We start from the raw sequence: 9249 nt of genomic DNA on the forward strand, positions 1-9249 counted from the left end.
AAATGCAACCATCCCCGTATCTACTCTCAACCCGACTGCAACTCGGGATGGGATAGCTCCCGTGAGAAGTTTTTCAACGGTTATCATCTCTACATGATTTCTGCTTCAGACTCTCACAATGATTTGCCATTGTATCCAAGACTGCAGCCTGCTTCCAGACACGACTCTGTCAGTCTGATCGTCAGTGCGGTTGAATTTAAGCAACGTTTTACCTTGGGCACGGTGGAAAAAATGCTGTTGGATTCCGCTCATGATGCCGAGGCTATTTATCACCTGATGGAGCACCAGAACGTTGAGCCGTATATTGATGTTCTAAAGCAAAGTATGGTCGTACCTACCACACCCACTCTAAGGATAACTTACGACTGTTTACCAAGACTCCTCGCGACTCGGAAAAGTGGAAGGTCATTTATAAACGCCGAACATCTATAGAACGCTCCAATAAACGAGAGAAGATCGACTACAAGCTGGAATCCGGACGACATCGCTCCACGAAAATGTGGTACGTTCGCGTTTATGCCATTATGATCTGTCAGCACATGGATGCTTGGTTTTCTCATCAGAAGGAAAGCTTTAAGGATCTTAAAACATTGATTTTTCCCCAGACTGCTTAACGTTTTTTAGTTTTTAAAAAGGGCGACTGTGACGTTTGTTTGCTATGCTCATTATTAAGAATCCATTTCCGTCTTAAGAATTACCCTCGTTAATCGCGAATTTCCAGCTCATTTAATAATGTCTATCCATATATCCGCCGTTCCCACCCCCTGAATTCCGAGAGGCTATGGTTTTGAGTTAACATCTAATAAGGCTTTAGTAGACATCACCATACCCGGGGTACAAAAACCGCATTGGATTGCCCCTTCTTCGACAAAAGCCTTTTGGATGGGGTGGAGCACACCGTCTTGTTCCAAACCCTCTATGGTTGTTACTTCATGCCCCTCTGCCTTGACTGCCAAGAATAAGCAAGAGTTGATGGGCTGACCATCGACTAGGACAGTGCAAACCCCACAATCCCCCTCATCACATCCCTTTTTTGTACCCGTTAAATTCAAATCCTCCCTTAGAACATCCAATAGAGTCCGGCAGTCATCGGTGAAGATTTGATGTTGATGCCCATTTACAGTAAGCGTTATTTGTCTAAGCATTGACTCCCTTCTCCCCTCTTAAGATTAGCTCCCGAATATTCCGCTGCACGAGAACTTTTACCATAGCTCGACGATAATCGGCTGTGGCTCGCAGATCGTCTATTGGGAAACATTGGGATGCTGCAATTCTTGCACTCTCATTGATCAAGGACTCTGTCCAAGGCTGACCCTCCAAAAGGGCACTTGCTTGAATTTCTAAGATTGGGGTTGGTCCCACAGCCCCCAGACCCAGAGCAACATCCCGCCAGTAACCCCCCTGCGGTGTTGCTACCAAAGACACTCCGCATATGGCAATTTCCAGTGCCTTGCGCCGTCCAATTTTACAATACGTGCTTAGTGTTCCTTCTTCTTGTTCTGGAACGATCAGTTCCTCAATCACCTCTCCACGTTCCAGAACCGTTAGCCCAGGTCCCTTGAAAAAGCTATTCAATCCTATGCTGCGCCTTCCGTTAGGTCCGAACAATATTACCTCTGATCGCAAAGCTAAAAGAGCTGAAGCTGTATCCGCTGCCGGAGACGCATTAGCCTAGATGCACCTCCAGTAGAAAGTTATTTATTGGAGGAGGAATTAGGACCAGGGCCTTATGGTGCCAAATCAATAGGGGAACAAGGTATAGCGTCCACAGCTCCGGCAATTGCCAATGCTATTTATGATGCAATTGGGGTTCGAATACTTGATCTACCTATTACTCCGGAAAAAATTCTCCAAGCCTTAGCTGTCAAGAGAGCAGAAGGTGATCGGCATGAGGTTTAAGTTATTGGAACCAATCTGTTTGACTGAGGCCAGAGAAATTCTTATGGAGCAAGAGAATGTGGCAATTATGGCAGGGGGAACAGACCTGTTAGTTAAAATTAAAGCAGGGCTAATCAAACCTTCTATTGTGCCCGTTTCCATGTCAACCTCCACTTTTGCAACTTGGGCCGAGAAACAGGTATCCATACTTTTTTCAGCTACAAAACTTCCCTGACCAACGATAACATTTTTGGCTCTTCCTGCTTTGTCCAGGACTTCTTGGAGGGATAATCCCTCTTTGCCAGGCGCAATGAACAAACCATCCCTGTAAACTATCTTATCTACCGCAGACTCTAACTAAGCTGCTGCCAACTGCTTGGCTTGGCTAAGAGCATCTTGAGTCGCCTGACGCACCGCATGACCTGTGACATGGGTTACCCTGCTGGAACCGCTACCGTTGTCATAAGGGACCAAGGCGGTACTTCCCCCGGCAATGCCAACTTTGGCTAGTGGAATTTCTAGTTCACAAGCCACAATTTGTCTCAAAACTGTTGAACTTCCAGTACCTGGGTCGGTAAAACCACTTACTACTGTGGCACTACCATCCGCATGTAACATTACGGTTGCAGCAGACCCTCCTAACCCTGAAGAGCGTTCCGTAAGAGCAATTCCGTAACCTACATTGGCTGTTTTCTGACGGTTGTCCCAGTTTGCTTTTTTCACAGCCAGTTCTAAGACCTGCAAAGCATTGATTCCCTCCCATTTAAGGTCACTGGGAGAGATATCTCCCGGATGAAGAACATTTCGTCTGCGAAACTCTACAGGATCCAAGCCGAAAGCATGGGCAAGCATATCAGTATGGGATTCGACCGCGAAATAAACTTGTGGATCCCCTGGTGCCCTGCAATGCCCTGCTGGTACAGTATTTGTATAGACGGCATAACCATCAATCCTGGTATGAGGAATTCGGTACGCTCCTAATGCTCGGCGTATACCGCCGACAATAGGGTGACTATTGGCTCCGGCATAGGCCCCCGCGTCAAAAATTACTTTAGCATGACGCGCTACTATAGTCCCGTCCTTTAACATCCCGCTCTTCACTGTTATCATAGTGGCATGTCTTGGGTTGGCTGCAAACAGCTCTTCCTCCATTGTCATGGTCAGACGTACCGGTTTCCGAGTGGCTATGGCAAGATAGTAGCAGATGGGTTCATCCATGATGGTCCCTTTTCCACCAAAATCTCCCCCAATATTCCCGTAAATAACCTCAATCTTAAAAACGGGTAAAGAAAAGAGTTTTGCCAGCTTACCTCTTAATTCAAAGGGAGCTTTATTATTACTCCAAACCTTAACTTCTTTATCACTACCAACTTCTACCATGCAAACATGAGGTTCTAGATAGCCTGAGTGTACAACTTGTGTACGGAAGGTATGTTCATAGATTAATTCCGCTTGGGCAAAACCAGCCTCTAAATCACCGATACCAAAAGTAACATAATCAACAACATTGGGAATGAACATAACTCTATCATCCTTACGATAAGTATTAAGTTCAGGATGTAAAATTGTTGCTCCCTGTTTCATTGCCTCCAATGGATCGGTAGAACCTGACAGTTCTTCATAGTCAACTTGAATTAGTCCGAGAGCTTCCAAAGCCGTGTCAACATCATCTGCAGCAACGGCAGCCACCCGTTCACCCACGAAACGTACAAGTTCCCTAGCCAAAACTGGCTGATCCTGTAAGCCGTTACCATATCGTTGATTGGGCAAATCCTGCGCAGTTATAACTGCCTTGACACCGGGGAGTTCCTTAGCACGTCTCGTGTCTATCTTCACAATACGAGCATAGGGATAGGGGCTGCGTAAGATCTTTGCTTCCAAACAACCGGGTAGTTTCAAGTCACTGGTATACACTGCTCCCCCTGTTACCTTACCCCAAGCCTCTTCGCGTGATACGGACAAGCCAATAGAATTTGTGTCCAACTTAATCACCTACCCATAATATTATGGATATATGCCCATTTCAAGACACAATTTTGAAAACTTAAGATAAACTCCTTTCCTCACAACCGGTCTTGCATTCTTACCAAAACTATCTTTTCACTTGAATAACTTTTAAGTAGAAAAACAAATCAACTGGAATAGTACCATAACGCCTATAACGTAGATCATGAGAAAGACCTGCTTCGAAATTTTCAGAAATTAATATAATGTCTTGAATTAAGTAGTTTAACCGATCTAGTACTGGCATTGGAAGTGCCAGTACTAGATCGGTTTTAAATACTGATCAAAATTTATATTTGAGCAGGTAGGAGAAAAATAAACTTTTTCCATTATCATCAACATTAGTGTGTTAAAAAAACTTATCTACGATGATCCCTGGGTAGAGTGGGATATGCAAGATTAGACCAAAAAACCCATATAAAGCTCCCCAAGAAATTAAAGAAAAAAGACTTGAAAAAACTAACTTTTCGTGCGATTTTACTTTTAAATATAGAAACAAATAGATAGGGATAGCTATTATAAAGCCGACAACGTAGATCAAGAGAAAAAGACTACCAGCCAGGAAAAAGCAATAATTTCCTTCCTAACCTTTACTTTATTTTTAGATTCCCCAGTAGCCGCAGCGCTTTGGTCTAATTTTAAAAATTTTTCGTAGTCCTTCAACATAAAAATTAATAATAAAATCTTTAAACCAGTCGTTCAAAGAACTACGTTAACCCATCAAGCCCCGGCATCGAAATTATCCGATGCCGAGTTTCGTGATGATTTAAACTTTATTTAGACTTGTGTTCATATTTTCAAACTTAAATCAAACCTTAACCTGAAGTCCAACCAGTTTGTCCCCAGTTTTGTAGTGGTTTCCTTGGACGGCCAAATCCGCTTCTTCTTCCAGTTCATCGTCCCATTGTCCTAAGGAATAGCCAAACCACGGTGCTTCTGGCTTTATTGTAGGAAGTCCTAGTTCCTCCCAGATTTCTTTAGCACGTTCCATATATTCCCTCTTCGGTAGTGATACCGGTGGGAAGGGTTCTTTTAAGATAGCATTAATTAACAAGGCAGACTCGTTGGCAGGATCTGCATGAAGTGCTACGTCTTTACTGTCACTCGCTCCACTGAACGGCGGCGCATGTCCTTTGACCATACCTTTGATGATATCGATATCCTCATGAGGCTTCATCCGGTAACTCATCGCCCACATCACGGAATCCATATTTTCCGGATCAATATCCTCATCTACCGCTATACAAATCTTTCCTACACCCTGATTGAATACTGCCGAGGCATGCAAAGCCCGCCAGACATCCACTTCTTTGGGTTTCTTCATTTGTATTATGATAACTTTACGTAAGTTGGTTAACGGTTCATGCATTGATACGCGTACCACACTCTTAATACTAAGCGTATTTCTTAGGTAATCTAAGAACAGGGGCTCATATCCGACCTTTTTAATCATACTGCTCTCACTCGGTGTAACTTGACTGATAAACGATACCCACGTAGGATTCTTCCGATGAGTGATGCACGTGATCTCCATAAAAGGATTTAACTGGCGGGGGTGCATATAACCGTGCGATTCCCCAAAGGGACCTTCTGGCTCCATCACATCCGTCCTGATGATCCCTTCGAAAACAATCTCTGCTTCAGCTGGAACGTAGAGGTCCACTGTTTTGCATTTGACAATCTCAATCGCTTCTCCGGCTAATCCTCCTGCTACTGCTACTTCTTCCATTCCGTAAGGAATCTTTTGTACTGCTGCATAGGAAATTACAGGTGGTGCTCCTACGATTAAGGCTGCTTGTAACGGAATTCCCTTTTCTTTACATTTCTCCCAGTGTACAAAGATATCTTGACCTAAACCACACGGGAACACGCCAATTTTATTGCGCCCTTTGATATGTCCACGATAGTTACCCAGGTTATGAATGCCCGTATCAGGATCTTTGGTTACCCAATGAGTACAGGTAGTGTAAGGGGCATTATCAAAACCTGGCGTAGAAATCGGCACAGGAAACATATCAAACCCGCCGCCCTCTTTAGTGAGGTCATCACCCATATAGACGACTTCCTGAATGGCACCTTGCTCTACTTTGACTGGAGGTATTGGTGAAGTCATAGCTTTCTTCCATGCTTCTCCAATTTCTTCTGAACTATTACAACCTAAGCCACTAGTGTAAATTTCTCTATTCCCAGCTAAGGCGGCTACCGCTACTGGAATTGTGTACTTTTTACCTTTTACGTCAATTACATTCTCGAAAAGAAACGCTTTCCTCTCTTTCTCAGGAATTCCACCGCGGTATTGCCACCGCACTAATGGATGCAACTCGGTTTCTTTGACTATCTCCTTTTTGACACGGATCAATAGCCCTTTTTCCTCCAAATGAAGGAGATGTTCTGATAAGTTACGGTATTTACGCATCTTCTTTCTGTCCGCCTTTCTTAATATTTCTAAAATAAGCTTTAGCTTTGAGTACCCTTTCAAGCTCTATTCAAACTTACTTTCACTCTCTTTTCCCATAATGTTATAACACTGAAACTAATATTCTAGAAGCCCAGCAAAACCAGACTTAGGATTTCCCCAGTCTCTACTTTAGTAGGAAATCTCCCCACTTAGCTAGCGTCTTTTCCCTAAGTTCCGGGCTAGACTCCACAACAGGTGGAAATTGATCTTTCCAGTCGTAGGGACGGCAAGCATCAATAATGGCCCTTGAGTTAAAGCCTTTTTGTCCTATCGGCATGCGGGGATCCAACGGACCACTCCAGCATTTACGGATGATTTCGATTGATTCAGTGGGTTCGGATCTTGAGGCAATAGCCCATAAGACATCGAAAGTATTAGAAGGATCTATATCTTCGTCTACAACCACTACATACCTTCCCAGGTAGTTTCCTGCGTGACTTCCCGCTGCTACCAGACCAGCCTGTCGGGAATGGCCAGGGTAAGCCTGTTTTATCGATACAATATTAAACATCCGGCCCCCGCCCGCTTCATGACACCAGACTCCATGCACATTTGGGACACCAATTTTTTCTAATTCATCCCAGATCAAGGCGGACTTGACTACACACTTACTGTATGAGTAGTCCGAAGGCGGCCTACCCGGGCGAGCACAACATAAAATAGGATTGTTTCTGTAGTAGACGTTCTTCACCCTGATTAAATGTTCTGGACGGCCTGCACTGGCATAATACCCTGTCCATTCGCCAAAGGGTCCTTCCTCCGCGACATCCCCGAAGATGACTTCCCCTTCGATTGCGATTTCGGCATTAGCCGGAATCGGGAGGCCTGTGTACTCTCCTAAAACTACATCTATTGGTTCCCCTTTAAAGCCGCCTGCATAATCATATTCTGACAAGCCATAGGAAATTTCGTTACCTGAAGCGAGAAATAACAACGGGTCCGAACCAACTACAACAACCACTGGACAAGGCTGTCCTCGATCAAAGTACTTTTGTCTGTGCAGATTACCATGTTTTCCTGGTGAGACATAAAAGAACATTGATTTTTCGTCATGGACCATTCCACGATAAGCCCCAAAGTTGACCCAACCTTCATCTGGATCCTTCGTGGTGACCAAGGAAGCTGTACCTATATATCTACCACCATCAAGTTCATGCATCATAGGTACCGGAAACTTTAGCAGATTAACATCGTCACCACGATCAATGTTTTCCAAGATGGGTCCGTGTTTGACCACACGCGGGGGAATAGGCATAAAATCCTTGAGTTTGTCCCTGTACGTTCTGACTACATCAAGGTCGTTTTTGACTGCAGGCAACCCTAAGGTTAGGGCCATCCTATTAGGAGAAGTGGTCAAACCAAATAGTGTCTGGAAGCCCTCCGGATAACCCGGTACGTTGTCAAACAACACTGCTGGGGGTACGGCTTGTGTCCCTTCTTTATAAATAATTTCGGTCATGGCACCCATCTCTAAATCCCAATGTGCACCATCAATCTTTTTTAACTCCCCTTTTTCTTCAACCAGCTCCAACCATTCACGCAAGTCTGTATAAGCCATTTTATGCCTCCTTCTTCTACGGAATGTATAACTTAAATTTATTTATAATTATAACAAGACTGAATTTTCGTACAATAAGTAATCTTGCTCACAAAATTGGATTTTATCCCTAAGGAAATTACTGAATACACCTTTACTGTTTTTAAATCCATAAGACAAATCTGTGACTGGTATTATTGAAGGGTTAATTGCCCGAGAATTGAACCCTATCCATTAATCAATACTTTTTAAAAATATTTAAAATAGTTTTAATAATCATACTTCTTGTCTATCTTAACTACATAGGAAATCTTGCTCTTAAAATACAACTGGCAGTCTGAACCGCTTTGACGATTCTCACATACCCTGTGCATCGGCAAAGAGTTGATAGGCTCACTCTAGATAGCCTGCGTATACAACCAAATCCCCAAAATAGCCTAGTGGTTTCACCTGTTGACGTGAAACCACTAGGCTATTTTCTTTTTTGGCCAATCATAAAAAATATCGGAAATGATCGTTTCCCTTGTTTTGTTGTCTTCACCTTTTCATAACAAATATTACTGTGTACATTAAAAAAACCGCAAGTTTCAAGTGTATTGGTTAAATCAACTCTATTATACCCGTTATGACCAAATTGCATTGCTGTTTCTCTGCTAATGTCTGCTACTAATTCCATTGAAGTTACAACACCTCTGCTCGCTTCGGCCATCTAATGTAGAAACACCTGATAGAGCAATGGTAGAATACCTTGCCGTCATTGCAGCAACAATACTTCCTTGAGCAGCTATATTAGCTTGTTCTTGGTTAACTTTCATCAATTCAACAAGGGTATTATTCACCGAGGTCCAAACTTGATTAGAAGATTTAATTTCCATTTTAACGACGTTTAAATTATTTAAAGTTACATCGTTAATAATCGCAGGGATCAATGATTTATATGTATTCCAGTAAAGGACGAATTGATCGTATTGATTCTTTGTAAGTGTTCAGTAAACCCTCCATCAACAAGTTAAAACCCTAATAAATGAAGACCGGAATTAATCCGGTCGGGTTAAAATATCTCGAAAGTTTTTGTTGAGGGGATAAATATAGATAGCTTTAATAGGAACTGCATACTCGTAAGTTCGGTCCCGTTTTCCCCGGCCTTGGGTATCGCCAATATAACTCCAATTCGCCGCCTTGTAACAGGTCCCATGAAAGCGATCCTTCTCAACGAACGTTTCGATCAGAACCGGCTTATATGAGTAGATGGTTTGCCAATCTTGGGGTAATTGTCTAACACAAAGTGCTAACACTTTTGAGGCTAGGTTCTTAACTTGAACCCAGGGCAAGATCAGAAACCGCGTATTATTAACGATCCCGTTGAGACGTT

General features: G+C 43.2%; 9 protein-coding genes and 2 pseudogenes. 3 read left to right on the plus strand and 8 right to left on the minus strand.

Going from position 1 to position 9249, the window contains the following annotated elements:
* Positions 1-432, plus strand: a pseudogene (locus JL57_RS10055) (hypothetical protein); the annotation flags it as partial.
* A 347-nt stretch (positions 433-779) separates the two neighbouring features.
* Here JL57_RS10055 and JL57_RS10060 read toward each other — a convergent pair.
* The 3 genes and pseudogenes from JL57_RS10060 to JL57_RS34045 all read right to left on the minus strand — a co-directional run.
* A complete protein-coding gene (locus tag JL57_RS10060; protein WP_291299922.1) occupies positions 780-1145 on the minus strand; it encodes a (2Fe-2S)-binding protein in 366 nt (121 codons plus the stop codon).
* Positions 1138-1524 (minus strand): xanthine dehydrogenase family protein subunit M, encoded by a 387-nt coding sequence (locus JL57_RS10065; RefSeq protein WP_291299924.1) that lies wholly within the window; start codon positions 1522-1524, stop codon positions 1138-1140. Before JL57_RS10065 ends, JL57_RS10060 begins: the two co-directional genes overlap by 8 nt.
* Positions 1510-1659, minus strand: a pseudogene (locus JL57_RS34045) (FAD binding domain-containing protein); the annotation flags it as partial. The gene JL57_RS10065 and the pseudogene JL57_RS34045, both read right to left, overlap by 15 nt.
* 42 nt (positions 1660-1701) lie before the next feature.
* Between JL57_RS34045 and JL57_RS10070 the strand changes: the two are divergent.
* Both JL57_RS10070 and JL57_RS10075 read left to right on the plus strand, forming a co-directional pair.
* The gene (locus tag JL57_RS10070) at positions 1702-1899 is read left to right on the plus strand and encodes a hypothetical protein (RefSeq protein ID WP_034141922.1); all 198 of its coding nucleotides are present in this window, start codon (positions 1702-1704) and stop codon (positions 1897-1899) included.
* Positions 1889-2113 carry a hypothetical protein gene (locus JL57_RS10075; RefSeq protein WP_034141923.1) on the plus strand — a complete coding sequence of 75 codons (225 nt, stop codon included), beginning with the start codon at positions 1889-1891 and terminating at the stop codon, positions 2111-2113. The genes JL57_RS10070 and JL57_RS10075 overlap by 11 nt, the downstream gene beginning before the upstream one ends.
* 122 nt (positions 2114-2235) lie before the next feature.
* On the opposite strand, the gene JL57_RS10080 is transcribed toward JL57_RS10075, so the two are convergent.
* The 5 genes from JL57_RS10080 to JL57_RS10105 all read right to left on the minus strand — a co-directional run.
* A complete protein-coding gene (locus tag JL57_RS10080; protein WP_034141924.1) occupies positions 2236-3861 on the minus strand; it encodes a xanthine dehydrogenase family protein molybdopterin-binding subunit in 1626 nt (541 codons plus the stop codon).
* 829 nt (positions 3862-4690) lie between these two features.
* A complete protein-coding gene (locus JL57_RS10085) occupies positions 4691-6298 on the minus strand; it encodes a UbiD family decarboxylase (protein ID WP_045691325.1) in 1608 nt (535 codons plus the stop codon).
* 166 nt (positions 6299-6464) lie between these two features.
* Positions 6465-7898, minus strand: a complete 1434-nt coding sequence (locus tag JL57_RS10090) for a UbiD family decarboxylase (RefSeq protein ID WP_034141925.1) — start codon at positions 7896-7898, stop codon at positions 6465-6467.
* Between the two features lie 451 nt (positions 7899-8349).
* Positions 8350-8586, minus strand: a complete 237-nt coding sequence (locus JL57_RS10095; RefSeq protein WP_291299923.1) for a hypothetical protein — start codon at positions 8584-8586, stop codon at positions 8350-8352.
* Between the two features lie 328 nt (positions 8587-8914).
* On the minus strand, positions 8915-9249 hold a 335-nt coding region (locus JL57_RS10105; RefSeq protein ID WP_034141928.1), incomplete at its 5' end, for a Druantia anti-phage system protein DruA.

The sequence above is a fragment of the Desulfosporosinus sp. BICA1-9 genome (assembly GCF_000802135.1).

What these genes read in the sequence shown, in the direction of transcription:
- JL57_RS10060 (WP_291299922.1), bottom strand. Translation starts at nt 1,145, where the DNA reads ATGCTTAGACAAATAACGCTTACTGTAAATGGGCATCAACATCAAATC.
- JL57_RS10090 (WP_034141925.1), bottom strand. Translation starts at nt 7,898, where the DNA reads ATGGCTTATACAGACTTGCGTGAATGGTTGGAGCTGGTTGAAGAAAAA.
- JL57_RS10095 (WP_291299923.1), bottom strand. Translation starts at nt 8,586, where the DNA reads ATGGCCGAAGCGAGCAGAGGTGTTGTAACTTCAATGGAATTAGTAGCA.
- JL57_RS10075 (WP_034141923.1), top strand. Translation starts at nt 1,889, where the DNA reads ATGAGGTTTAAGTTATTGGAACCAATCTGTTTGACTGAGGCCAGAGAA.
- JL57_RS10085 (WP_045691325.1), bottom strand. Translation starts at nt 6,298, where the DNA reads ATGCGTAAATACCGTAACTTATCAGAACATCTCCTTCATTTGGAGGAA.